Origin of the sequence: Paenarthrobacter sp. PH39-S1, from assembly GCF_030063245.1 — a bacterium.
Lineage (GTDB): Bacteria > Actinomycetota > Actinomycetes > Actinomycetales > Micrococcaceae > Arthrobacter_M.
Map to the genome: position 1 here is coordinate 43,967 of NZ_JASISR010000021.1, position 26,031 is coordinate 69,997.

Sequence of the window (26,031 nt, forward strand, 5' to 3'; positions counted from 1 at the left end):
CGCACCGTTACCCCCGGTGATGGTGAAAACTTGTGGCATTACGGGTGCTCAGATTTCTTTGTGCCCTCGACCGGCTGCGTTCCGGCAGCATCATTGGTGCGGTTGCGGAGGAGGCGGCGAGCGAAGGACAGATAGAAACCGCCGGCCAGACCTACGAAGGCTCCGGCCAGAACGAACCAGTTGGTTCCCAGCGCATTATCCAATCCCCACCCTATCAAACTCCAGACGAGGGTTCCGCCAAGTACGTAGCTGAAAACGGCCAGTCCGGCGTTGTACCCGCCGTTGCCGGCGGGATCGGTGGTGCCCGACGAAGCGACCGAGACCCGCTCCCCGGCGCGGCCGTGCACGCCGTGGCTGCGATGGTGTTTAGACACTTTGCCCGTCCTCCGGCGTACTCCTGTTATCGGCAGCGAGAGTCCCGGCGCGGTGGGGCGCGGGATCATTGTAGAGCTGGTGGCGGGTGCGGCTGAAGGCGAAAACTTCGGTCGCCTGCCAGACAAGGACAATTACGACGGCGGCAATAAAGAACCACGTGCCGTTCAGCCAGCCGGGGGCACCGAAAAAAAACAGCACCGCGGCGAAGCCGACAACCTTGACGAGATAAGTGACGAGAAAAACGCCGATGGCTCCCGAGGGGTTTTTTCGACCTACGAAGTGACCCACCAATAAACTGATGGCGAAGAAAAGCACCACGACTGCGGCCCCGAAGAGTACGCTGAGCACCCCCATTCCCCCGCTGGTGACGGCGGAGACGGCCGTCAGGATGACGACGACCGCCACGGCGGACACCGAGCAATATGCCAGGATGCGCAGCCACGGGGACGAGGTGGGTCCGGAGACAACGATCCGGCCCGGGGGCACTTGGCCGCCGGTGGCACTGGAGTCGTTCATGAAAAAACCAATTCTCTTCAGGCTTTGGGCTGGAAGCCAGCGAAACAGGCGGCGTTTTTGCGCCGCTTGAAATTCTACACGAGATAGAACTGATGCCCGCGCAACGACAGCCGACTCAACGGCTTCCGGCACAACTGCTTCCGGCTCAGCGACTGCCCGCACAACGGCTTCGCCGTCGCTCTGGTGCTGCCGGCCGGCGGACAGGATCTCATGCTACCCCTGCGCAGCCGCGCGGCGGCGGATAATCCGCTGAAAAATCGTGGGCGTGCGCAGATACAGCAGGACGACGACAGCGCAGAGAATCCCCATCGGCACCGACGCCGCCGCGCCACCCCTGGCTGCCAGCACTCCAAGGATGCCGGTCGCCACCGTGGCGGCTGTGACGACGGCCGTCGCCTGCAGATGGCTGAGCCCCACGATGGTCAGCCGCTGGTAGGCGTGCTGGCGGTGCGGCGCGTACCAGCGCTCCCCCGCGGCAATCCGCCGGATCAGCGTGACGAAGGTGTCCGCCAGATAGATCAGCACGGGCGAGAAGATGTACTCCACCGAAACGCCCGCCAGGAACGCCGCGACGGCGGTCACGGAAACCGCGGCGCCCAGCAGATAGCTGCCCACATCCCCGAGGAACACGGCACCCCGGCCCAGGTTCCAGGGCAGAAATCCAGCGAACGCCGCGCCGATGGCCAGCCCCGCGTAAACCAGCCAGTCGTGCCCAGTGAAGTGTCCGGCCAGGGCATAGAACACCCCGACCACCAGGCCGTGCAGGCCGGAGATGCCATTGATTCCGTCCATGAAGTTGGCAACGTTGATGTAGGCAGCCACGGCGATGGCGCCGGCCGGGATCCACCAGAAGGCGTGTCCGGGCGCCACCGTGGCCAGAGCCGCGGTGGAAACCAGGCCCAGGCCCAGCTGAAGGGCGGCCCGGATCCGCACGCCCAGCCCGCGCAGATCCTCAATCCAGCCGATGGTCGCCGCGGCCACCATCACGGCCAGGGCCACCAGCAGGGTAACGCGGTCAGCCGGGTCCAGCGGCGCAAAAAGGGCCGCAATCATCGCCGCGGCCAGTGCCCCGGCAACTGTGATGCCCATGCCGCGGATGGTGGGGATGCTGTGCGACGACCTGTCCGAGGGGATGTCGAGCACGCCGCGCCGCAGCAGCCAGGGCTTGACCGCCAAGGGCAGCAGCAGACTCAGGGCCAGTGCAAGCGCCGCAACCAGGACGGCCACTATGCGCCCGCTGCCAGATCGTCGTCGGACTCGTCCAGCTCCTCGGCTGCCGGTCCGGACTCCAGCCTGCAGCGCCGCAGCCAGGTGTCCAGGCTGAGGACCTCGGGAGCCAGCGGAACGGCAGTGGTGTGGGAAATCTTCGGATGCAGGGGTTTGGCATCATCCTCACCCATGCCGACCAGCTGTTCGTGCATCTTCTCACTGGGGCGCAGCCCGGTGTAGACAATCTCGATGTCCTTGCCGGACATCGCGATCATCCGCTGCGCCACGTCCAGAATTTTCACCGGCTCGCCCATGTCAAGGATCAGCACGTCGCCGCCGTGGCCGATGGCACCGGCCTGGATCACGAGCTGGCAAGCCTCGGGAATCGTCATGAAAAAGCGGGTCACGTCCGGATGCGTGACCGTGACCGGACCGCCGGCTTTGATCTGCTCGGTGAAGAGCGGCAGCATGGAACCCCGGCTGCCGATCACGTTGCCGAAGCGCACAGAAACGTACCGCCGACCGGTCTGCTGCGCCATCCAGGCCGTCAGCTTTTCTGCCGCCCGCTTGGAGTGGCCCAGCGCCGTCGTGGGACTTGCTGCCTTGTCGGTGGAGACGTTGACATAGGTCTGCACCGACACGGACTGTGCCGCGCGGAGCACGTTAAGCGAACCCAATGTGTTGGTTTTCCAGCCCTCCTCCGGGTACTGCTGCAGCAGCGGGGCGTGCTTGAGCGCGGCGGCGTGGAAGACCACCTCCGGACGGCGTTCACGGAAGATCCGGTTCAAGGCCTCCGGGTCGCGGATATCGGCCAGCACGGTGTCCTTGCCGTTGAGCAGGCCGTGGCCGGAAATGGAAATCTGGGTATGCTGCAGACCGGTTTCATCATGGTCCAGCATGATCAGTTCCGCAGGGCTGAAGCCGGAGAGCTGGCGGCACAATTCGGAGCCGATCGATCCACCGGCACCGGTGACGAGCACCCGCTTGCCGGCCACGTAGCCGGCGATCTGATCCAGCTTGATGTCCACCGGACGCCGGCCGATCAGGTCCGCGACATCAATTTCACGGAAATCCGACAGCCCCGCATTGTCCCCTGCGAGCATGTCCTTCAACGGCGGCAGCACCAGCACCCGGATGTGCAGCCCGGCGACGGCGTCGGAGATCTCCCGCACCTTGGCGGCCTCCACATGCGCGAAGGCCAGCACCAGCACCGTCGCCTTCGTCCGGCGGATGACGTCGGGCAGGTCCTCGCCCCGGCCCAGCACAGAAACCGAGGAGAGCCGCAAATGCTTTTTGCCGGCGTCGTCATCGATCAGGCCAACCGGGAAGTACGGCGACTCCTGATCCTGGAGCATACGGTTAATCAGGGAATTACCGAGGAAACCGGCACCGTAAACCAGCGTTTTCTGGGTACCCTCACCAGGTTTGGATTTGCCCTCCACATAGAGCCGCTTCAAATACCGGATGGCGGCCATAAACAGACAGGCAAAGGGGAAAGCGATGGCACCGACGCTGCGCGCGATGTGGATTTCACTGACCAGCAGGTACAGGAAAATGAACATCACTGCCGCCACGATCAGGGTGACGACGACAAGAATCCTGGCCTCATGAAAACTGCCGAAGGCATATCTGCCGCGGTACAGCGCCAAGGTCCAGCCCGCGACCAGCTGTGTCACGATGGCCACAATCATCAACATGACCGTGCCGCCGACGTGGATCAGCGTGACATCAAGCTCGTACCGCAGCAGCAGCGCCAACGCGATGGCCACCACCCAGGCCAGGGAATCCAGCGCAAACTGGGACCATAACCATAGCGCCGGCCTGCCGTCGGATTTACTGTCGCTGACCACACTCACGCTCTTTTCCCATCCTTCTGGTGGCACATAGAACCGCCTCCTCCTACTACCCCGGGAAGCGCTGCTGCCGGATCGGTGCCGGACCACCCTTCTAAAAGTACATCCAATGGTCGGTCTGGCTGCGCAGCGGGCCGGGGCCTGTCGCCATCCGTGGTACTGGTGTGGCCGTCATGCATGCGGACGGGCCGCTCCGGCAATCAAGCGCCGGTAGGCTCCCCTCCGACACGCTGTCGGCAGGAACCGGTACCCGCCACGCACGGCAATGTTGCGCAGGTACTGGAACCGGGACGTGTAGCCGGCCGCAAAGAGTCTGGACTGCAGGGCCAGTTCAGCCCGGAAGACAGCGGGGCCGCCGCGGCGTTCGTATGACCCGGCGCTCACCCGGTACAGCACCAACGGTTCGTTGACATTTTCCACGTTGGCACCGGCTGCGAGCATCCGCATCCACAGCCAGTAATCCTCAGCCTGCGGGACGTGCTGGTAGCCGCCCACCCGCTGAGCCGCGGATATCCGGAAGACCGCCGTCGGGTGGTTGATCGGGTTACGCATTATGGCAGCCCGCCGGATGGCGGTCCGGCCAACGGCCACCGTGCGCAGCGCCAGCAGGTCCGATTCGCTGTCTCCGACCTCCTGCATGCCCGCCCCGACGAGGTCGGCACCGGCGGCAATGAGCGGCAGCTGACGCTCAAAACGCTGCGGCAAGGAGACATCATCCGCATCGGCCCGGGCCGCGATGTCATGGCTGCAGTGCGTCAGACCGATCGACAGTGCGGCGGTCAGGCCGGCGTTCTCCGCGAGGACAATCCGCTTGACCGGGATCCGGGACCCGGCGGCGAGTCCATCCAGGACCACCGCAAGCTCAGCGTCCACCGGCCCGTCCTGGACAACCACGACCTCGTGCGGCGGCATATTCTGCTGCCAACTGCTGGAGTCAAAGGCCCGGCGGAAGCGCTCCGCGGAGTCACCGGCGTAGACCGGCATCAACAGTGTGAAGGGAAGTTCAGCTGCCAAGGTCCCGGTCGGCTGTCCCTCTTGCAGGGGTTTTTGGTCCTGCTGCAGGGGTTGTGGCACGGATCCGGCCTCACCGGGCAGCTCCGAAATCGGATAGATTCCGGCGAAGACCTCCCTGTTGGGCCGGGGCGGCCGGGCGGCGTCGCGCAGTCCGCGGGCCAGTCCGTCGAGCAGGACCCGGCGGTTCCCGGAGCGGGAAATCGCCCCGATCCACATGCGGATGGTGGCACCGAGGTAAAGGAACTTCTCCCAGCCGGCCAGCGACCTTGAGCGGCTGAATGTCCAGAGTTTATTGCGGACGTCGTAGTAAAAACGCGGTCCGGGATCAACGTCGGAGCTGCCGAATTTCGCCGTGTGATGGATCACCCGCGATGCCGGGACCTGGATCGCATCACCGAACCGGGCCAGCCTGCTGGTGAATTCAAAGTCATCGTTCCAAATGAAGTAGTCCGCAAGCGGCAGTCCTGCCTGACGGATCGCCGAACCGCTCATCATCGCGGAAACAAATGACGCGGAGCGGATCGGTTTTGCCCGGACCCGCGCAGCGGCCCGTATTTGCGCCGCCGTCGCGCCGAGCCGCTGGCGCATCGAATTCATCGGATGATCGCGCCCGTCCACCCAGACCACACGGCTGGCCACCAAGGACGGTCTACGTTCGGGAGCTGGCGAATAGTCCAGCCACGCATTCACCAGTGCGCGCAGGGATTCCTCCTGCGGCTCCGTATCATCGTCCATGACCCAGACAAGATCCGCTGCATGCTTGATCACGGCGCGTTCGATTCCGGCGGTAAACCCGCCCGCTCCCCCGAGATTCTTCGACAGTTCCAGCAGATCCACCGGGTAGGGCAGTTCAGCGTCGCGGACGAAGCCGGCCGAGCCATCCGTGGACGCGTTGTCGACGACCACCGCCACATCCGGCAGAAGCGAACCGGTGGCAATACCGTCGAGTGTTTTGGCGAGGAGCTCCTTGCGGTTGTAGCTGACTACTACAGCAACAACGCGCGGCTCATCCACGCCGAGATACGGGGAATTCATTCCTCGTCAAATACCTTCCAGCCGTCCAAAATCGGTCATCCCGGCTGGCCGAGGGAACCCCCTGACGCCTTCCCTGAAAGCGAACGGCCGCCAACGGGCCGGTAGCATCGTTTCGGTCACCGGTAATCAGTCTAACCCGGGACTTTTTTCAGCCTGCCCGGCACCACACCGATACCGGTGAGTTCGGTCGTCGCGCCGGCTTGCTTTACCCCCGAAACGCTGTAGCGGGGGCCGGGACCTGCAATTGTGCTTTACCCGTGACCGCCTGAGCGTTACCGAGGAGCCGTCGGCCGTGGGATTGCTTCCTCATCCGCCGGCGGCAGCCGTTGCCCGGCAGGCGACCGAGACGCATCGCCGGCAGCGGAAGGCTGCACCGGTGGCATGACAGCGTCGGCCACGGCAACGGGGGCGTCCGCGGCAACGGGGGCGTCCGCGGCAACGGGGGCGTCCGTGGCAACAGGTGCGCCCGCGGCAACAGGTGCGCCAGCGGCAACGGGGGCGTCCGCGGCACCAGCGGCAAGTCCGGTCAGCTCGTCCGACTGAGGTTCCTGCACCACATAGGGTTCCGTCTCGGTCGCCGGTGATTCCGGCTCCGTCGGGGCGTTCGGTACGGCAGCGTCTGTCGGTTCGACGTGTGTTTCTCCCCCGGCAGCGCCTTCCAGCTCCACGGGAGTGTCCAGCCCTACCGGGCTTTCCGGCACCGCCGGTAGCGCGGCGTCGGCTAGCGGGACTGCCGCGGCTTCGGCTAGCGGGACTGCCGCGGCTTCGGCTAGCGGGACTGCCGCGGCTTCGGCCGTCACCGGCTCTGCGCCGTCGTCGGCCGTCACCGGCTCTGCGCCGTCGTCGGCCGTCACCGGCTCCTCACCCAGCCCAACAATGGACGGCACAACCTCGCGCAGCCGCTCCAAGGAGATAGCCCCGGCCCGCACCACGCGCAAAACCTCCGCGGTCGCGTCAACGATGGTTGATGGCAGCGGCTCGGTACCCTCGAGCGGCCTGAAACCGGCCTCCAGGTAGACCTCTACTGATTCAGCCAGCTGGACCCGGGCTTCCGACGCAGTCTGTGCCGCGGCCTGCCCCGTCCGGTTGGCCGACGAAACCGCCAGCGGACCGGTAATGGTCAGCAGATCCAAGGCGAGTTTGTCGTCGGGCATGCGCAGGGCAACGGTGCCCATCGTGTCACCCAAGTCCCAGGTCAGGGACGGCTGCGCATGGCAAATCAGCGTAAGGCCGCCGGGCCAGAAGTGCTCTGCGAGCTTGCGGGCATCCGCGGGAACGTCCGCCGCGAGCCCGTCCATCGTGTTCAGCCGCGGAATCAGCACCGGCGGCGGCATGGAACGGCCGCGACCCTTGGCCGCCAGCAAGGTGGCAACCGCCTGCGGGGAAAACGCGTCCGCGGCGATCCCGTAGACGGTGTCCGTGGGCATGACAACAACCTGCTTGGCGGCGATCGCCTTTTGCGCGTGGGCCAGTCCCTCCGCGCGCTGTTCATTGGAGGTGCAGTTATAGGATGTGGTGCTCACGTAGCCATTCTTTCATCATCATCGCCATTCCCCGGTGCCTGCGCTCCGGACTCCGCTGGTGGCGCGGTCCCTGCCGTTCAGGTCGCGGTGGGTGCGGATGTCAATCCAGCAACCGGAAGCCGCCAGCAGGGATGCCATCTGCTCCGCCTGAACTTCCGCGTGTTCCAGCACAAAGTATCCGCCCGGTTTGAGCAGCCGCGCCGCTGTGGCGGCCGCGGCCGCGGGCAGTTCCATGCCGTCAGCGCCGCCGCCGTAGAGGGCAAGCTGCGGATCATGGTTGGCAACCTCGGGCTCGCGCGGAACCGCGCCCGCGGGGATGTACGGCGGGTTGGACACCACCACCTCACACCGACCGTCCAGCTCCGGAAAGGCTGTGCGCAGATCGCCTTGGACGAGCGACACCGGGAGCGCGGCCAGGTTCCGCTGCGCGAAGGCGTAGGCCTTGGCACTCAGTTCCACGGCGTATACCCGCGCCCGGGGGACCTCATATGCCACCGATCCTGCGATGGCTCCGGATCCCGTGCCCAGATCGACGACCACCGGCGCGCCGGGCATGTCCGGTGAGTCCTGCACGTCCTGGCCGCCCGGCACGCCGGGGCCACGTGCTTCACTTGAGCCGTATGACCCTGTTGCACTCGACGCTTGCGCCAGCACTTCTGCCAGCCGGTCCACGGCCAGCTGCACCACAGATTCCGTCTCCGGGCGCGGGATAAAGACCCCAGGCCCCACGGCTAATTCAAGGTGGCGGAAGTACGCCGTGCCGGTCAGATGCTGCAGCGGAACCCGCCGAGCCCGCTGCTCGACCAGGGCCCAATAGTTATTCGGCTCGGGGGCATCCCCAAGCAGCAGGGCACGGAGCCTCCCGAGGCCGACTCCCAGCAGATGATCCGCCAGCAGCTCGGCGTCAACTCGAGGCGAGGGAACGCCGGCAGCACTGAGTACCGCGGTGGCCTCGGCGACCGCTTGGGCCAGCGTGCGCTGAGGCTCCGGAGGGTGTTTACCCGCCGAAGTCCGGGCTGGCGCCTTGGTCTCCTGCCAGTCCCGGGCCGCGTCGACTGCGTCGCCGACCCGGGTCGCGTCCAGGGGGTTACCAGCCCGGGTCGCGTCCAGGGGGTTACCAGCCCGGGTCGCGTCCAGGGGGTTACCAGCCCGGGTCGCGTCCACCGGGCTGGCGGCCTGCTCCGGGATATCCGCGTTGTCCGCCGGCATTTACTCGCCGATGGCGTCCAGCCGCGCCTGCTCGTCCATCTCGATGGCCGACTGCACTACGGGTTCCAAGTCCCCGTTCATCACCTGGTCCAGGTTGTAGGCCTTGTAGCCGGTCCGGTGGTCAGCGATGCGGTTTTCCGGATAGTTGTAGGTCCGGATCCGTTCGGACCGGTCCATCGTCCTGATCTGGGACTTGCGGACCGCGGAGTTTTCGGCGTCTACGATAGCCTGCTGGTGAGCCAGGATTCGAGCCCGGAGCACACGCATGCCGGCCTCGCGGTTCTGCAGCTGGGACTTCTCGTTCTGCATCGCCACCACAATACCGGTGGGAAGGTGCGTGATGCGGACGGCGGAGTCCGTGGTGTTAACCGACTGACCTCCGGGGCCGGAGGAACGGTAAACATCGATCTTCAGATCGTTCTGGCTGATCGCGACCTCCTCGGGCTCGTCCACCTCGGGCAGAACCAGCACGCCGGCGGCGGACGTGTGGATGCGTCCCTGCGACTCGGTGACGGGCACCCGCTGGACCCGGTGCACGCCGCCTTCAAACTTGAGCCGCGCGAAAACGCCCTCGGCCGGATCATTCGACCGTCCCTTGACGGCGATCGAAATGTCCTTATAGCCGCCCAGATCTGACTCGGTGGCGGAAATGATTTCGGTCTTCCACCCCCGGTTCTCCGCATAACGGGTATACATCCGGACCAGATCCGCGGCGAACAGCGCCGACTCATCTCCCCCCTCGCCGGCCTTAACCTCAAGAATCACATCACGGGCATCATCGGGATCCCGCGGAATCAGCAGCCGGCGCAGCTTTTCCTGAGCGCCCAGCAGCGCCTCTTCCAGGACGGGAACCTCGGCAGCGAACTCCGCGTCTTCGGCAGCCATCTCCTTCGCTGCGGCGAGATCGTCGGTGAGGGTCTCCACCTGGTGATAGCCCTCGACAATACCGCTCAGCTCGGCGTAGCGCCGGCCCAGCTTCCGCGCAAGCCCCTGATCCGCGTGCACTGCGGGATCACTCAGGCGCAACTGGAGTTCCGCGTGCTCATCCAAAAGCCCCTGGATGGATTCAAACATATTCAAACCTCTTTCGACTCACACCTGAGTCTAATGACGACGACTGAGTACAAAAGCGACGACGACGACGACGACGACGGCCGCCGTGTTAAAGTTTGACCATCATCCAACCGGCCGTCCCGGCGATTCCTGCCAACACGCCGGGAATAGGTGCTCAGTGCTCCCGCAATGTGGTCAGTCTTTGACGCCGGCCGGCGGCGGCCATGACAAAGCCGCCGTAGTTGTGATGGGGTGATAGTCCCCATCACAACGGAGGCGGCTTCGGCACTAACTATTTGTCGTCGTCGGAGCGCGCACCCAGCGTCGTCTTCTGCACCTGCATGAGGAACTCAACGTTTGACTGAGTTTCACGCATCTTGGACATCAGTAATTCAAGCGACTGCTGCTGCTCGAGTCCGGACAGGACCCGGCGCAGCTTCCACATGATCTTAACCTCATCCGGGGACAGCAGGTTTTCCTCGCGGCGCGTACCGGACGCGTTCACGTCCACGGCCGGGAAGATCCGCTTATCCGCCAGCTGGCGGGACAGACGGAGCTCCATATTTCCGGTGCCCTTGAACTCCTCGAAGATGACCTCGTCGGCCTTGGACCCGGTTTCCACCAGTGCCGTGGCCAAAATGGTCAGCGAGCCGCCGTTTTCAATATTGCGGGCCGCACCGAAGAAACGCTTCGGCGGGTACAGCGCGGCAGCGTCGACACCACCGGAGAGGATGCGTCCGGAGGAAGGAGCGGAGTTGTTGTACGCGCGGCCCAGTCGGGTCATCGAATCCAGCAGCACCACCACGTCCATGCCCATTTCCACCAGGCGCTTGGCGCGCTCGATGGAGAGCTCGGCAACCTGCGTGTGGTCGCCGGAGGGACGGTCGAAGGTGGAGGCAATGACCTCACCCTTGACGGTGCGCTGCATGTCGGTGACTTCTTCCGGACGCTCGTCCACCAGCACCATCATGAGGTGGACCTCAGGATTATTTATGGTGATGGCGTTGGCGATTGCCTGCAGGATGAGCGTCTTTCCGGCCTTCGGCGGGGAGACGATCAGTCCGCGCTGCCCCTTGCCGATTGGGGCGACCAGGTCGATGACGCGGGGACCAATCTTCTTGGGGTCCGTTTCCAAGCGCAGTCGCTCGGACGGGTACAGCGGAACCAGCTTGGAGAACTCGACGCGGTCCTTGAGCTCCTCCGGTGTCTTGCCGTTCACGCTGGTCACGCGGACCAGAGCGTTGAACTTCTGACGTGCGCTCTGACCCGTGTTCTGGCTGCGGTCCTCGCCGTCGCGAGGTGCCCGGATAGCGCCGACGACGGCGTCGCCCTTGCGCAGGTTGTACTTCTTCACCTGCGCAAGGGAGACATAGACGTCGTTGGAACCCGGCAGGTACCCGGAGGTCCGCACGAATGCGTAGCTGTCGAGCAGGTCCAGGATGCCGGCGACGGGCAGCAGCACGTCGTCCTCGGTCACCTCAACATCGTCGAAGTCCGGTCCCTGGCTGCGGCCGCGGCGCCGCTCATTGCGGTCGTTCCGATCATTACGGTCACGGAAACGGTCATTGCGCGGGCTGCTGTCCTGGCCGCCGGAACGGTCGTTGCGGTCCCGACGGGTACGGCGGTTGCGGCTGTTGCGCGATCCGTCGTCATCGTCGTTGCGCAGCTCGCCGCGGTTATTGTCCCCGCGCTGCTCGACGCGGCCATTGTCGCCGCGCTGCTCGTTGCGGTTGTTGTCATTACGGCCACTGCGCTGATTGCGCTGGCCGTCCTGACCGTCCTGGTTGCGCTGGCTCTCCTGGTTGCGCTGGCCGCGTTGGTTGCGCTGGCCGTCCTGACCGGTTTCGGTGCGCTGGTTACGCTGATCGGCGCCCTCGCTGGAATCGGCCGCGGAGTTTTCCTGCTGCTGCGCCGGTTCCTCGGTGGCCTTCGACGCGCTGTTCTGCCCCTCGGCCTGCGCGTCGGCGCGGGCCTCGCCGTTGCGGCGGTTACGGGTGCGCTGGGGACGGCGGTTGCCCTCGTTCTGCGCGGTGTCGGTGTTCTGCGCGGTGTCGGTGTTCTGCGCGGTGTCGGTGTTCTGCGCGGTGTCGGTGTTCTGCGCGGTGTCGGTGTTCTGCGCGGTGTCGGTGTTCTGCGCGGTGTCGGTGTTCTGCGCGGTGTCGGTGTTTCTGCGCGGCTCCGTCGTGCTGCGCAGCACGTCCGCCGGCTACACGCCCGTTGGATGCACGCCCGTTGGATGACCTGCCGTTGGACGTGTTGTCGCTGTCGCCCTGTACCGTCGGCTCGGCTGCGGCGCCGGCCTGCTCGGCCCCGGCGGCGATGACGCCATCGCTCACGGCGCGGCGGCTGCGGCCACGGCCACGGGCCGGGCGCTCGGCGCCGGCTTCGGTCTGCGCTTCGGGAGCGGCTTCGCCCACGGTTGCGGCCTCGGTTGTCTCGGCGACGGGGGCCGCCTGCTGATGCTGGGCCGCTCCGTTCCGGCTGCTGCGTGCGCCGGCACGCTTGCCGGGCTCACGCTCTGCTGCTCCGGCCGTCTGGGCAACGGCGGGCTTCGCGGCGCGGTCCGCCACGGACGAGCCCCGCTGATGGTCAGAAATCGCGGATACGAGGTCACCCTTGCGCATCCGGGAACCGCCGGTGATACCGAGCTGACCGGCGAGCGCCTGAAGCTGCGCCAGCTTAAGGCCGGCCAGTCCACTGCTCTTGGCCGGTGCTGCATCAGCTGAATTGACGGTATCGCTCAAACCTGCAGTCAGGTTTGTGGTGTCTGTCACGAAGGATCCTTCCCCCTCGAGGGCGATCTGCTTTGAGATCGCGGTGATTGGTCCCAGACCATGACCAAAGGCGCTTGAAGCACCCCGGACAGTGTGGTCTGGTCTCCGTTCCCTGCCGCCGTAGATAGCGGCAAAGTCGGTTGTGGAACACCTTCGGGCTGTAATCGTTTCGCCCGGTAGCGGGCTGGTGACGCATAGAGTGACTCTGTGGTGTCCGCGACAGGCCTGTGAAGGTGGCATCGGTAAATACCCGGTATGTGTGCAGCTGACTCTTTGTGCCGGTAACTGTTGATACAGTGACCGGTTTGTACAGTAGCTAGCTGTACAGCCGACTGATGCATATATCCGCTAGGCGGTTCCTACCGCCGATGCACTTCCACTTTAGCACCCTCGGAGTCAACATCGAGCCTTAGAACACGCCAGATACCGGCGGAATACTCCGCGTCATCCGTAGCTGTGCCGCCGGTCGTGCCAAACCCGGCAATGAAATCCGCCGCCCGCTGCGCCGCGTCGGCACCATCTGCCAGGGTCATCACCGTCGGGCCGGCCCCGGAGATGAAGGCCGCGAAGCCCTCTGCCCGCAGGGCGTCCATCAGCTCGGCGCTGCGGGTCATGGCCTGCGCGCGGAACCGCTGGTGCAGGAAGTCCTCGGTGCCGGCCAGCAGCATGGCGGGTTCATCCTTGAGCGCGTGGATCAGCAGCGCTGCCCGTCCGGCATTGTCGGCGGCGCTCCGGTGCGGGATCGACGACGGCAGCATGGCGCGGGCGGTTTCGGTGGAAAGTTCGACGGCGGGCACGGCGGCTATCGGGATGACCCGCGGTGACGGCGTGACGCGGACGGACCGGTACACCGGACCCTCCTGCCAGGAAATGGCCACGGCTCCGAAAATGGCCGGCGCCACGTTATCGGGATGCCCTTCCAGCTCCGAGGCCAGCTGCAGCACCCATTGTCTGTCCTGCTGGTCGGCCGTCGGGACCAGCGCGTTGGCTGCGGTGACGGCTGCGACGATCGCCGAGGCGGAGGAGCCAAGTCCACGGCCGTGCGGCAGGACGTTCTCAGCGGTGATCTTCAGGCCGCCGCGGCGGTAACCCAGCCGGGCGAATGCCGCATCCATGGCGCGCACGGCCAGGTGCGAGGCATCCCGCGGAAGCCCGGCCGCGCCCTCGCCGCTGAGCTCAAAGGACAACCGGTCCTGACCGGGAACACCCGTCCCGCCGTCGAGCGTTTCAACCGTCAGCGAGTCGTAAAGCGACACCGCCAAACCCAGGCTGTCAAAGCCCGGGCCCAAGTTGGCGGTCGTTGCGGGCACCCGGACGCTGACGCGCTGGCCGGCCCCGATGACCCTCCCGACTGCTGCGGATGCGTGATCCGCAACCATGCTAGGCAGCGCCATCGTCAAGCCCGAGGGCGGCGGCGACGGTGACGACGTCGAACGCCACACTCTGCGGCTCGACCGGGCTTCCGTCCGCATTCTTCAGGGCCCAGTCCGGATCCTTCAGGCCGTGGCCGGTGACCGTGATGACGATCGTCTTGCCCGAGGGCACCTCGCCCGCGGCATGCTTCTTGATGATCCCCGCGACCCCGGCGGCGGAGGCAGGCTCCACGAAGACGCCCTCCTTGGCCGAAAGCCAGCGGTGCGCCTGCAGGATCTGCTCGTCCGTGACGGAATCGATCAGGCCGCCGGACTCGTCCCGGGCCGCGACGGCGGGGTCCCAGGATGCGGGATTGCCGATCCGGATGGCCGTGGCGATGGTGTCCGGCTCGGTGATCGGATGGCCGGCCACGAACGGAGCAGCACCGGCGGCCTGGAAGCCCCACATGAGCGGCGTTTTGGTGGAAACGGCCGGCAGGGTGCCGGCGGTGGCGGATTCATAGGGAGCGGCATACTCCTTGTAACCCTTCCAATACGCGCTGATATTGCCCGCGTTGCCGACCGGCAGGACGTGGATGTCCGGGGCATCGCCGAGGCTGTCCACGACTTCAAAGGCGCCCGTCTTCTGGCCCTCGATCCGGGCCGGGTTGACCGAGTTGACCAGGAACACCGGGTAGGAATCGGCCAGCTTCCGGGCAACGTCGAGGCAGTTGTCGAAGTTGCCGTCCACCTGCAGCAGGGTGGCGCCGTGGGCTACCGCCTGGCTGAGTTTGCCCATCGAGATTTTGCCCGCCGGGACCAACACCGCGCAGGTCAGGCCCGCCGCCGTCGCATACGCGGCCGCCGACGCCGAGGTGTTTCCGGTGGACGCGCAGACTACTGCCTTGGCGCCGGCCGCGACGGCCGCCGTCATCGCCATGGTCATGCCGCGGTCCTTGAAGCTCCCGGTCGGGTTCATCCCCTCAACCTTGAGATACACCTCGGATCCGGTCAGCGCGGACAGCGCCCGGGCGTGCACCAGCGGGGTGCCGCCCTCCCCCAGCGTGATCACCCGGGTGGTCTCGGTTACCGGCAAACGCTCTGCATATTCACGGATCACTCCGCGCCACTGGTGAGCCATCAGACTCCCTCCACCCTCAGTACACTCGTTACAGAATTGACGATGTCCAGGCCGGTAATGGCCTGGACGGTTGCCGCCAGCGCGGCCTCGGAGGCGAGATGGGTCACGATCCGCAGTTCGGCGGAGCCGGGCGTAACGCCCGGGACTTCGCGGTGGATTGTCTGGCGCATTGTTTCAATGGAGACGCGGTTCTCCGCAAAAAGCTGCGCGATCCGGGCCAGCACTCCGGGCTGGTCCGCGACGTCCAAGCCGACGCAGTAGCTGGTGCGCACCGCGTCGATGCCCAGCGCCGGCACGTGGCCGGTGGTGGTTTCGGTCCGCCCGGGACCACCGAGCACCAAACGACGCGCCGCCGAGACGACGTCGCCGAGCACGGCGGACGCAGTCGGCGTTCCGCCCGCGCCCTGCCCATAGAACATCAGCTCCCCGGCCGACTCGGCCTCGATGAACACCGCATTAAAGGCACCCCGCACGGTGGCCAGCGGGTGTTCACGCGGCAGCAGCGTGGGGTGGACACGCACGCACACACCTTCGGTGCCACCGTCGGCCGCTGAAACGCTCAGCTTCTCGGCAATGGCCAACAGTTTAATGACGAAGCCCGCGTCCTTGGCGGCGGCGATGTCCGCGGCCGTGACCGAACTGATGCCCTGGCAGTGCACGTTTTCCAGGGCAAATCGGGTGTGAAATGACAGCGAGGCCAGGATCGCGGCCTTCGCGGCCGCATCATGGCCCTCGACGTCCGCCGTCGGATCCGCCTCGGCGTAGCCCAACCGCTGGGCCTCCTTCAGCGCGTCGTCGAACTGCGCACCGGTGGAGTCCATCTGATCAAGGATGAAGTTCGTGGTGCCGTTGACAATGCCAAGCACGCGGGTGATCTTATCCCCGGCCAGGCTGTCGCGGATGGGACGCAGGATCGGAACGGCCCCTGCCACGGCCGCCTCATAGGAAAGCTGGACGCCGGCGGCATCGGCCTTCTCATACAGCGTCGGTCCGTCGGCGGCCAGCAGCGCCTTGTTGCCCGTCACCACACAGGCACCGTGCTCGATGGCGCTCAGAATCAGGGTCCGGGCCGGTTCGATCCCGCCCAGGAGCTCGATGACAATGTCCGCGCTCTTCACCAGCGCGGCGGCGTCCGTGGTGAACAGTTCCCGCGGCAGCTCCGCGCCGCGCGGCGCGTCGATGGTCCGGACGGCAATACCGGAAAGTTCGAGCCGTGCGCCGGTGCGGGCGGCCAGTGCGTCCGCGTCCTCGAGCAGGATGCGCGCAACCTGTGAGCCCACGTTGCCGCAGCCCAGCAGTGCGACCTTCAGGGTCTTCACGTTCGTTGTCTTCACCTTTTGTGCCTGCACCTTCGGTGATAGTGGTGATGTCTGCTGTGGTGATGTCTGCTGTCGTGATCTCTGCGCGCCCCGGCGCAGGGAAGTGTCGAGCTCCGTCAAGGTATTAGGCCCCTAAATCGCGTGCCAGTAAGTCGTCTTCTGTTTCTCCGCGCACTATCAGCCGTGCGGCACCGTCCCGGACCGCCACCACCGGTGGCCGGGGAACGTAATTGTAGTTACTGGCCAGTGCCCAGCAGTACGCGCCCGTCCCGGGAACCGCGAGCAGATCCCCCGCTGCGACGTCATCGGGCAGATATACATCTCTAACAACAATGTCACCGCTCTCGCAATGTTTGCCCACCACTCGGGACAGTGCAGGCGCTGCCGTCGAGCTGCGGCCGGCCAGCACCGCCGAATATTCCGCGTCGTAGAGCACCGGTCGGGCGTTATCGCTCATACCGCCGTCCACCGACACATAACGCCTTGGCCGCGTAACCTGAGCTTGATCAATAGGGGCAGTGGCAGGCATTTCCACGTTAACCGTCTTCAGCGTGCCCGCCTCGTACAGCGTGAAGGTGGTGCTGCCCACGATGGCGCGGCCCGGTTCGATCGAGATCCGCGGGGCGGTGATATCGAGGGCCGTGCAGGTTTTACGGACGACGGCGGCCATGGCCTGTGCAATCTCGGCGGCCGGGCGCGGGGTGTCCGCTGCCGTATAGGCGATTCCGTAGCCGCCACCCAGATCCAGCTCCGGCAACGTGATGGCGTACTTGCTCTGCATGCGCGCCAGGAAGGTCAGCAACCGCTCTGCGGCAAGCTCAAAGCCTTCCGGTTCAAAGATCTGCGACCCGATGTGGCAATGCAGTCCGAGCAGTTCGATACCCGGAGCCGCTGCCGCCATCGCCACGGCCTGTTCCGCAGCGCTCATTGCCTCGGGGCCACCCCATGCAGCGGACAGGCCTTGTGTAGCTGAGGTAGCCGCGGTGGGGCCGATTCCCGAATTTCGCCCCGTCCCGGGCACGTCAGATACCGGTGAATCTGCGGCCATGGAGAGGCCGAACTTCTGGTCCTCGTGGGCGGTGGCGATGAATTCGTGCGTATGTGCGTGTACTCCAGGGGTCAGCCGCAGCAGCACCTTCGCACGCTCGCCGCGTCCGCCGGCGATGGCCGCCAGCCGCTCCAGCTCGGGCAGGCTGTCCACCACGATGCGGCCCAGCTTCATGTCCAGCGCACGGTTGATCTCGGCGTCGGACTTGTTATTGCCGTGGAGGCCCAGCTTGTTTCCGCTCAGCCCGGCGCGCGCCGCCACGGCCAGCTCACCGCCAGAGCAGGTGTCCAGGCGCAGGCCCTCGCTGTCCACCCAGCGGGCGATCTCGATGCTCAGGAACGCCTTGCCCGCGTAATAGACGTCCACCCCGCCGCAGATGTCCGCGAAGGCGGCCTCAAAGGAATCCTTGAAATCCCGGGCACGCCGGCGGAAGTCCGCCTCGGAGACCACAAAGAGCGGCGTCCCGAATTCCTTTTTCAGGTCCGCCACGGTGACCCCCGCCGCGGTGAGCTGACCATCAGACCCCCGGACGACGTCGTGCGCCCACATCACCGGCGTGAGCTCGTTGACGTCAGTCGGGTACGGCAGCCAAGCCGGCGCCAGCTCGGACCCGGACGATGCCCGATTCACAGGCATTGTCGGATCAGGCATTGTCGGATCAGCCACTGTCGGATCAGGCGCTGTCGGATCAGGCGCTGTCGGATCAGGCGCTGTCGGATCAGGCGCTGTCGGCACTGGCACTGCCGGATTCACGGATATCCCCTCAGCCATGGCCGGTTACATCCGCTCCGGCGCCGAAACACCGAGCAGGCCCAGGCCATTGGCGAGCACCTGCTCCGTGGCGTCATTGAGCCACAGGCGCGTGCGATTGATATCGGTGATCTCCGCATCGCCCACCGGCGCGACGCGGCAGACGTCATACCAGCGGTGGTACGAACCGGCAATGACTTCCAGGTGCCGGGCTACGCGGTGCGGCTCGCGGAACCGCGCAGCGTCGGCGACGACGGACGGGTAGGCGCCCAGCCGGGCCAACAATTCTGACTCCGTCGCATGGTTCAGTGCGCCGGCGTCGAACGCCGTCCGCTGCACCCCGGCAGCCCCGGCATTACGCGCCACCGCGCTCGTGCGGGCGTGCGCATACTGGACGTAGAAGACCGGATTTTCATTCGTGTTCTTCTGCAGCACCTCGGGCTCCAGAGACATTGGCGAATTGGCCGGTGAGCGGCCCAGCGAGTATCGCAGCGCGTCGGCGCCGAGCCAGTCCAGCAGATCCCGCAGCTCCACTATATTGCCGGCGCGCTTGGACAGCCGCGCACCGTTGACCGAGACCATCTGCCCGATCAGCACCTCAATGTTGACGTCCGGATCATCCCCCGCACAGGCCGCAATGGCCTTGAGTCGGCCGATGTATCCGTGGTGGTCGGCGCCCAGCAGGTAAATTTTCTCCGTGAAGCCGCGGTCCTTCTTCGACAGGTAATACGCGGCATCGGCGGCGAAATACGTCGGCTCGCCGTTGGCCCGAATCAGCACCCTGTCCTTGTCGTCGCCGAAATCCGTAGTGCGCAGCCAGACCGCGCCCTCTTCGTCAAAAACGTGGCCCTGGACGCGCAGCCGGTCCACCGCCGCCTCGATGGCGCCATTGTGCAGATTCTGCTCGGCAAAGTAAACGTCGAATTCCACCCCGAAATCTGCCAGTGTTTCCCGGATATCCGCCATCTGCGCCTGGTAGGCGGCGGCGCGCACCACCGGCAGCGCCGCTTCGTCGGTCAGCTCGCGGATACCCGGATGGGCGGTGAGCACCTGCTTGGCCAGATCGTCAATGTAACGGCCCGGGTAGCCTCCCTCCGGCGTCGGCTTTCCCTGGATGGAAGCCAGCACGGAAGCGCCGAAATTATTCATCTGGGAGCCTGCATCATTGATGTAGTACTCCTTGGTCACCTGCGCGCCGCTGGCTGCCAGCACGCGGGCAATGGAATCGCCGACGGCGGCCCAACGGGTATGCGCCAGGTGCAGCGGACCGGTGGGGTTAGCTGAGACGAACTCCATATTAATAACGTGGCCGGCCAGCGCATCGTTCACGCCGTAGTCGTGCCCAGCCTCCACGATGGCCTTCGCCAGGGCGCCGGCAGCGGCGGCTTCCACCGTGATGTTCAGAAATCCGGGGCCGGCGATTTCCACTTTGGCCACGCCCGCGATGTCCGCCAGCCGCGTGCTGAGAATTTCGGCAACCTTCCGCGGCGGAATACCCGCCGGCTTGGCCAGCTGCAGGGCGATGCTGGTGGCCCAATCGCCGTGCTCACGGCTCTTCGGGCGCTCCACCCGTACCTCATCGGGGACGGCTCCGGTCGGGACGATCAGGTCACCGGCGTCGACGGCGGCTTTGAGGCAGGCGGTAATGGCGGCAGAAAGTTCTTCAGGAGTCACCTGTCAATCATAGGGTGGGCCGTCCTGGCGCCCGTAATCGCGTCTGTTCCTGCGGATGGCCTCGACAGCGGCGGTGTCAAAGCGTCTGCTCTACGTCGAAAGTACGGCGGCGAATGTACGGCCGGGAACGTACGGCCGGGAACGTAAGGCGGCGAATGTACGGCCGGGAACGTACGGCCGGGCTGCCGCGGACCCGGTGGCCGTACTTCTATCCGAGGTCACCAGCTCCTCCAGGCATGGCAGGCAGCGGCGCCACGCCTTCAAGGGTTCTGCTTTCACACGTCCCGGGGACACAAGCTAACAACGCTGGTCAGCCCACAGGGACTGCTTCGTCCTCCAGGTACCGCGGCTTGCAGGCGAAAAAGGCCCCGCTGACCAGCAGTAACAGTGTGCCGAAGAGAAACAGAAAGGGAACCAGCCAGCTCCCCGTTCCTTCGTGCAGCATGCCGAAGAACAGCGGTCCAGTACACGCCAGTGCGTAACCGGCACCTTGGCTGAACCCGGAGAGAGCCCCGGCACCGGCCCGGGTTCTGGTTCTGTGGTTGATCAGCAGCAAGGACAGCGGGAAGGTCCCCGGGCCCATGCCGGCCAACACGACCCACAGCCAGGTCCCGGTAGCGGGCGCCAGCAGCAGGCCGAGATACCCGCCGGCAAAGCAGCCTAAAAACACCAGTACCAGCGGAAACGGATTCTTCATTCGTGAGGCAACGAGCGGCACCAGCAGGCTCAGCGGCAGGCCGACGCCGGCGAAGAGAGCGAGCATACTGCCAGCCTCCGCCCTGCCGAGCCCCGCGTCGGTCAAAATCCCCGGCAGCCAAGCGAACATGGCATACGTGTTCAGCGATGTGCAGCCGAACATCAGCGTCAGGCCGATGGCCAGGGGCGAGCGCCAGGAACGGATTTTGGTCACCCTGACGATGGCGGCCGACTTACCGGCCGTCGCGCTGCCCTGGCGGGTGGAGGCCGCTTCCGGGGAAACCGGCGCCACGGCGGCACCCGGCGGCACTCGATTCGGTTTGTGCCCGATCAGCATGACCAGCCAGGGCACCGCAGCCATGACATTGACGCCGGCCCAGAGCGCCAGGGAAAACTGCCAACCCGCCGCGTCCGCCACCGGCACGGCCAGCTGAGCGGGCAAAGCGGTACCCGCACTCAACACGGTGACATACAGGGCCGTCATCAGGCCGATCCGATCCGGAAAATACTGCTTGACCAGGGGCGGCAGCAGCACGTTTCCCGCGCCCAGTCCGGCCAGGGCAATTACGGAAAAAAGCAAAAACAGTCCAGTGCTGGGTACCAGCACCCGGCAGATCTGGCCGACAATGGCGACAAACATGGCAATAACTGTCAGCCTCTCCAGGCTGGCCCATCTGATGACATACGGCGTCAGGAAACCGAACACGGCGAAGGCAGCTGTGGGCAGCATACCCAGCACGCCGATCACCGAGGCATTCAGCGGCAGATCGTGGTCAATCGTTGACACCAGGGGTGGAACAACTGTCACGGCGGTGCGGAGCGTCAGTGCGACCAGCAATATCCCTGCCACGAGCAGCCAGCGGGAGCGAATTCCTTTGTTTACCACGCCCTAGACGTTACCCGGGATCCGGACGTCTCCCCTTCCTGTCCGTTCCCCACGCCATCTCCGGCCCCCGCCGTAACCGCTGCACCCGTCTTCGGGAGACGCCGTCGTCCGCGTTTCTTTGCACCGTCCGCACCTGATAAACTAATTCAGTTCCCGCAGGTGGCTCACAGTCACCTTGCCTTCGTAGCTCAGGGGATAGAGCGTCCGCCTCCGGAGCGGAAGGTCGTAGGTTCGAATCCTATCGAGGGCACGACAGAAGTCCGCAGTCAGAATGACCCCGCCAGTTCACCGAACCGGCGGGGTTTTTCGCGCCCAGCCCCAACTAGGTCGCACTTGTGGCACTCAAAACGCGGAATGGATGCGCTATCTGCTACTTAGTTGGGTCGGAGGCTGGGTCAGCGATTGGCGGAGACGGCCGATAAACTGGAGGCACAATGACTTTGACTATCCAGTACCCGCCCGAGCTGCCGGTCTCGGAGCGCCGCGAGGATCTCATGGCCGCCATCGCTGCCAATCAGGTCACCATTATCGCCGGGGAAACCGGATCGGGGAAGACCACCCAGATTCCCAAGATGTGCCTGGAACTGGGGCTTGCGGAGAAGGGTCTGATCGGCCATACGCAGCCGCGTCGGCTCGCCGCGCGGACAGTTGCGGAGCGGATCGCGAGCGAACTCGACGTCGAATTGGGCGCCGAGGTGGGTTTTCAGGTCCGTTTCACCGGCCATGTCGGCCCGCAGACGAAGATCAAGCTGATGACGGATGGGATCCTGCTGGCGGAGATCCAGCGCGACCGGCTGCTGCGCCGCTATTCGACCCTGATCATCGACGAGGCGCACGAGCGCAGCCTGAACATCGATTTCATCCTGGGCTATCTTAAGCAGATTCTGCCCAAGCGGCCGGATCTGAAGGTCGTCATCACCTCTGCCACGATTGATCCGCAGCGCTTCGCGGCGCACTTCGCCACCGCGGCGGGTCCCGCTCCGATCGTCGAGGTGTCCGGGCGAACGTATCCGGTGGAAATCCGGTACCGCCCGCTGAGCGGTCCGGCGATGGAGGACGACGACGCCGACGCCACCGATGAGGGCAACAGTGAGGACCGCGACCCGCTGGACGCCGTCTGTGACGCAGTGGATGAACTGGCCAAGGAGGCGCCGGGCGATGTCCTGATTTTCTTTTCCGGCGAACGCGAGATCCGCGATGCGGCCGAGGCTCTACGCGGCCGGGCCAAATCAGCCCCGCTGAACTCCGGGTTGCGGGAGACGGAGATCCTGCCGCTCTTTGCCCGCCTTTCCCTCGCCGAGCAGCATGCGGTGTTCACGCCGGGGAAAGGCGCCAAGGCCCGGCGCCGGATTGTGCTGGCCACGAACGTGGCGGAAACCTCCCTGACGGTCCCCGGCATTAAGTACGTCATCGATCCCGGCACGGCGCGCATCTCACGCTATTCGCACCGCACCAAGGTCCAGCGGCTGCCGATTGAAAAGGTCAGCCAGGCCTCGGCGAACCAGCGTTCGGGCCGGTGCGGCCGTGTTTCCGACGGCATCTGCATCCGGCTGTACTCGGAGGAGGATTTCGCCAGCCGGCGCGAATTCACCGACCCGGAGATTTTGCGCACCAACCTCGCAGCGGTCATTTTGCAGATGACCTCCATGGGGGTTGCCCAGGGCCCCAAGGACGTAGCGGATTTCCCCTTCGTGGAGCCGCCGGATTCGAAGGCCATTGCCGACGGCGTCACCTTGTTGCGCGAGCTCGGCGCCGTCACCGCCCAGGGCGCCATCACCGCCGTCGGCCGTCAGCTCGCACAGCTGCCGGTGGATCCCCGGCTGGGACGGATGATTGTGGAGGCCGGGAAGCGCGGCTGTGCACGCGAGGTGATGATTCTCGCCGCCGCACTGACCATCCAGGATCCGCGGGAGCGCCCGCAGGCCGAGAGTGGAAAGCAGCAGCTGGCCGCTGAAAAGCACAAGCGGTTTACCGACGAGATCTCCGACTTCACGGGCTTTCTGAACCTCTGGCGGTATCTGCAGGCGAAGCAGGAGGAGCTTTCTTCCACAGCCTTCCGCCGGCTTTGCAAGGCCGAGTTCATTAATTTCCTGCGCGTCCGCGAATGGCAGGATCTCTTCGCCCAATTGCGCCAGCTGGCCAAACCTCTCGGGATTGCGCTGGCCCCAGGTGACGTGGACGCCGTGGGACAGCACACCGATATCCACATCAGCCTGCTGGCCGGATTGCTCAGCCACATCGGTCTCTACGATCCACGCAAACGCGAATACGCCGGCGCCCGCGGCTCCCGTTTCGCCATCTTCCCTGGCTCCGCGCTGTTCAAAAAGTCCCCGGACTGGGTGATGGCTGCCGAGCTGGTGGAAACCTCACGTCTGTGGGCCCGCGTTGCCGCAAAGTTTGACCCGCTCTGGGCCGAGCAGGTGGCACCTGATTTAGTCAAGCGCAGCTTCAGCGAGCCGCACTGGTCCAAGAAAATGGGCTCCGTCATGGCGTACGAGAAGGTGACGCTCTACGGCGTCCCGATCGTCCCGCAGCGCCGGATCAACTACGGCCGCATCGATGCCGAACTCAGCCGGGAGCTGTTCATCCGTCATGCGCTGGTGGAGGGGGATTGGAACACGCATCATAAGTTCTTCCATCGAAATCAGGCGCTGCTGGCCGAGGTCGAAGAGCTGGAAACGCGGATGCGCCGCCGGGACCTGCGCGTGGACGACGAGACGCTCTTCGCCTTCTACGATGAGCGCGTCGGGTCCGAGGTGGTCTCCGAGCGGCACTTTGACAAGTGGTGGAAAGCCACGCGGCAGGATCATCCCACGCTGCTGGACTTCGATCCTGACGTGCTGATGGCCGACGACGCCGCCGGCCTCGACGAGGCGGCCTTCCCCAAGGTCTGGCGGCAGGGCGGTTTCGAATTCCCGCTCTCCTACGAGTTCCATCCCACTGCTCCCGGCTCGGCCCCGAATCCTTCCGACGGCGTGACTGCCCAGGTACCGGTTTTGTTCCTGAACCAGCTCACCGAGGCACCTTTCCGCTGGCAGATTCCCGGCCTCCGAGCGGAACTGGTCACGGCGCTGATCAAGTCCCTGCCCAAACAGATCAGGAAGAATTTCATCCCGGCTCCGGACGTTGCACGAGCCGCCACCGCTGCGCTCACCGCGGACTTCGACCCGGCCACGGAAACCCTGGAGCCCTCCCTGGAACTGGCCTTGCGCCGGCTCAAGGGACACGTCATTCCACCGGGATCGTGGAACTGGGACACCGTTCCGGTGCATCTGCGGATGACCTTCCAGGTGGTGGACCGCAACGGCCGGATCCTCGGCGAAGGTACTGATCTGGCCCGGCTGCAGGACGAGCTGGCCGGCGCCACCCGGCGCGCCATCGCGGAATCCCTCGGGGCGACACCGAAGACGACGCGCGCCCCCGGATCAGGCGACAGCCGCGGATCCAGCCCGTCAGGTCAGGCCCGCGCCGGCGCCGCCCGCGGCGGTGCCGCCGGTGCCGGTCAGCGGGTGAACGGCGAACGCGCGCGTGGAAATGAGGGTGCCGAAGGACCTGGCGGCTCCGCCAACGGGGCGGCCTCCGGCAACGGGTCAACCGCCAACGGGGGAACCGCCAACGGGGCAGCTGTCCAGGAGCGCTCCGGGCTGACCGAATGGTCCGTCGGCACGCTCAACCGGGACGTCAAGCGGCTGGTCGCCGGCCACACCGTCACGGGCTACCCTGCCCTGGTAGATGAAGGAGCCAGCGTTGGCCTGCGGATTTTCCAGACCGAGCCGGAGCAACTCGTCGCCATGCGAGGCGGCGTCATCAAACTGCTGGCCCTTCGCGTCCCCTCCCCCGACCGGTACGTGCTGGAGCATCTGAGCAACAACGAGAAGCTCACCTTCAGCCAGAACCCGCACGGCAGCGTGTCCTCGCTCATAGCGGACTGCACGCTGGCCGCCGTGGACAAACTGACACCGGAGTCACTCCCCTGGTCGTCTGCGGAATTCAATGCCCTCTACGAGGTGGTCCGCGCGGAACTGATCGATACGGTCTTCACCGTTACCGCCGTCGTCGAACGCATTCTGGCCAGTACGCGCCGGATCGAAAAGCAGCTCAAGGGCACCACCAGCCTGGCCCTGATTTCCGCGCTCAACGACATCAAGGCCCAGCTGGAGCTGCTGGTTTATCCCGGCTTCGTGGCGCGCACCGGGTATGCCCAACTAGCCATGCTCCCGCGCTATCTGAGCGCCATTGAACGCCGGCTGGAAAAACTTCCCACCAACGTCCAGCGCGACGGGTTGAATATGGCCGTAATCCAGCGCCTGGAAGATGAGCACGACGACGCCGTGTCGGCCTTGGTGCCCGGCCGCAATCAGCGGCCGGACGCCGCCCTTGTACACATCCGCTGGATGATCGAAGAGCTCCGGGTGAGCCTGTTCGCCGTCGAGCTCGGCACGGCCTATCCGGTCTCCGAAAAGCGCATCCGGACGGCATTAAACAAGGTCTTGGCGCCGGCGTGACGACGCCGCGCGTGCAGATTAAGCTGCCGCCGACTGTCCTGGACGCCGGGCCGGTGCTGCTGCGGCGGCTCGGGTACGAGGCTAGGCAGTTGACAGATG

15 protein-coding genes, 1 tRNA gene and 2 pseudogenes are annotated in these 26,031 nt (G+C 65.5%); 2 read left to right on the plus strand and 16 right to left on the minus strand.

What is annotated here, in order from left to right; all coding sequences use genetic code 11:
* Positions 1-38: 38 nt before the first annotated feature.
* From QMG52_RS14210 to QMG52_RS14285, 16 genes and pseudogenes are all read right to left on the minus strand, one after another.
* A complete protein-coding gene (locus QMG52_RS14210; RefSeq protein ID WP_283561048.1) occupies positions 39-374 on the minus strand; it encodes an AtpZ/AtpI family protein in 336 nt (111 codons plus the stop codon).
* Complete coding sequence (locus tag QMG52_RS14215; protein ID WP_283561049.1) at positions 367-891, minus strand: Cg1360 family ATP-synthase-associated protein; 525 nt, start codon at positions 889-891, stop codon at positions 367-369. The genes QMG52_RS14210 and QMG52_RS14215 overlap by 8 nt, the downstream gene beginning before the upstream one ends.
* A gap of 213 nt (positions 892-1,104) precedes the next feature.
* Entirely contained in the window at positions 1,105-2,118 is a 1,014-nt protein-coding gene (locus tag QMG52_RS14220) for an MraY family glycosyltransferase (RefSeq protein WP_349361727.1), read from the minus strand.
* Positions 2,118-3,956 (minus strand): polysaccharide biosynthesis protein, encoded by a 1,839-nt coding sequence (locus QMG52_RS14225; RefSeq protein WP_283561050.1) that lies wholly within the window; start codon positions 3,954-3,956, stop codon positions 2,118-2,120. The genes QMG52_RS14220 and QMG52_RS14225 overlap by 1 nt, the downstream gene beginning before the upstream one ends.
* Positions 3,957-4,124: 168 nt before the next feature.
* Complete coding sequence (locus QMG52_RS14230; RefSeq protein ID WP_283561051.1) at positions 4,125-6,002, minus strand: glycosyltransferase; 1,878 nt, start codon at positions 6,000-6,002, stop codon at positions 4,125-4,127.
* A gap of 853 nt (positions 6,003-6,855) precedes the next feature.
* Positions 6,856-7,525: pseudogene (locus tag QMG52_RS14235) on the minus strand (L-threonylcarbamoyladenylate synthase); the annotation flags it as partial.
* 18 nt (positions 7,526-7,543) lie between these two features.
* A complete protein-coding gene (prmC, locus tag QMG52_RS14240; protein WP_502920535.1) occupies positions 7,544-8,734 on the minus strand; it encodes a peptide chain release factor N(5)-glutamine methyltransferase in 1,191 nt (396 codons plus the stop codon).
* Complete coding sequence (gene prfA, locus QMG52_RS14245) at positions 8,735-9,808, minus strand: peptide chain release factor 1 (protein WP_283561052.1); 1,074 nt, start codon at positions 9,806-9,808, stop codon at positions 8,735-8,737.
* A gap of 271 nt (positions 9,809-10,079) precedes the next feature.
* Positions 10,080-11,984, minus strand: a complete 1,905-nt coding sequence (gene rho, locus QMG52_RS14250; protein ID WP_283561053.1) for a transcription termination factor Rho — start codon at positions 11,982-11,984, stop codon at positions 10,080-10,082.
* A 439-nt stretch (positions 11,985-12,423) separates the two neighbouring features.
* Positions 12,424-12,801, minus strand: a pseudogene (locus tag QMG52_RS22355) (hypothetical protein); the annotation flags it as partial.
* Positions 12,802-12,920: 119 nt separating this feature from the next.
* On the minus strand, positions 12,921-13,940 hold the full coding sequence (thrB, locus tag QMG52_RS14260; RefSeq protein ID WP_283561055.1) for a homoserine kinase: 1,020 nt from the start codon (positions 13,938-13,940) through the stop codon (positions 12,921-12,923).
* Position 13,941: 1 nt separating this feature from the next.
* Positions 13,942-15,054 carry a threonine synthase gene (thrC, locus tag QMG52_RS14265; RefSeq protein ID WP_283561056.1) on the minus strand — a complete coding sequence of 371 codons (1,113 nt, stop codon included), beginning with the start codon at positions 15,052-15,054 and terminating at the stop codon, positions 13,942-13,944.
* The gene (locus QMG52_RS14270; RefSeq protein WP_283561086.1) at positions 15,054-16,373 is read right to left on the minus strand and encodes a homoserine dehydrogenase; all 1,320 of its coding nucleotides are present in this window, start codon (positions 16,371-16,373) and stop codon (positions 15,054-15,056) included. The genes thrC and QMG52_RS14270 overlap by 1 nt, the downstream gene beginning before the upstream one ends.
* Positions 16,374-16,497: 124 nt before the next feature.
* The gene (locus tag QMG52_RS14275; RefSeq protein WP_283561057.1) at positions 16,498-18,057 is read right to left on the minus strand and encodes a diaminopimelate decarboxylase family protein; all 1,560 of its coding nucleotides are present in this window, start codon (positions 18,055-18,057) and stop codon (positions 16,498-16,500) included.
* A 141-nt stretch (positions 18,058-18,198) separates the two neighbouring features.
* Positions 18,199-19,845, minus strand: a complete 1,647-nt coding sequence (argS, locus tag QMG52_RS14280; RefSeq protein ID WP_283561058.1) for an arginine--tRNA ligase — start codon at positions 19,843-19,845, stop codon at positions 18,199-18,201.
* A 310-nt stretch (positions 19,846-20,155) separates the two neighbouring features.
* Positions 20,156-21,391, minus strand: coding sequence for an MFS transporter (locus QMG52_RS14285; RefSeq protein ID WP_283561059.1), 1,236 nt, complete (start codon positions 21,389-21,391; stop codon positions 20,156-20,158).
* Positions 21,392-21,604: 213 nt separating this feature from the next.
* Here QMG52_RS14285 and QMG52_RS14290 point away from each other — a divergent pair.
* Together QMG52_RS14290 and hrpA are read left to right on the plus strand one after the other, a co-directional pair.
* Positions 21,605-21,677, plus strand: a tRNA-Arg gene (locus QMG52_RS14290).
* A 184-nt stretch (positions 21,678-21,861) separates the two neighbouring features.
* Positions 21,862-25,932: an ATP-dependent RNA helicase HrpA gene (gene hrpA, locus QMG52_RS14295; protein WP_283561060.1), complete on the plus strand. Its 4,071-nt coding sequence runs from the start codon at positions 21,862-21,864 to the stop codon at positions 25,930-25,932.
* Positions 25,933-26,031 lie beyond the last annotated feature (99 nt).